The organism is Halorubrum sp. Atlit-8R, assembly GCF_003666025.1.
In the GTDB taxonomy this organism is placed as follows: Archaea; Halobacteriota; Halobacteria; order Halobacteriales; family Haloferacaceae; genus Halorubrum; species Halorubrum salinarum.
In genome coordinates this window covers 1-451 of the sequence record NZ_QPLV01000067.1, presented here as the reverse complement: position 1 = coordinate 451, position 451 = coordinate 1, and the positions used below count along the sequence as shown (strand labels likewise).

Below are 451 nucleotides of genomic sequence, written 5' to 3'. Positions count from 1 at the left end.
GGGAAGTCGTCGTCCGCGGCAATCAGGTGATGGACCGCTACTGGAACAAGCCCGAACAGACCGAGGAGGCCTTCTCGGACCGCGTCGAGGGCTACTACCACATGGGCGACCTGGCGACGGTCGACGAAGACGGCATGATCGCCATCCGCGACCGCAAGAAGGACATCATCATCTCCGGCGGCGAGAACATCTCCAGCATCGAACTGGAGGACACGCTTTACGAACACGACGCCGTCAGCGACGTCGCGGTCATCCCTGCGCCGAGCGACGAGTGGGGCGAGACGCCGAAGGCCTTCGTGGTCCCGAACTCCGGTGACCCCGACAACCCCGGTGTGACAGCCGAGGACCTCCGGACGTTCACCCGCGAACAACTGGCGACCTACAAAGTCGTTCGCCGGGTGGAGTTCGTCGAGGAACTGCCCACGACGGCGACCGGGAAGGTCCAGAAGTA

Annotated in this window: 1 protein-coding gene; it reads left to right on the top strand. The window is 64.1% G+C overall.

All coding sequences use genetic code 11. The features are described 5' to 3' along the window. The coding region (locus DVK05_RS16605) for a class I adenylate-forming enzyme family protein (protein WP_147437855.1) at positions 1-451 on the top strand (451 nt) is incomplete at both ends.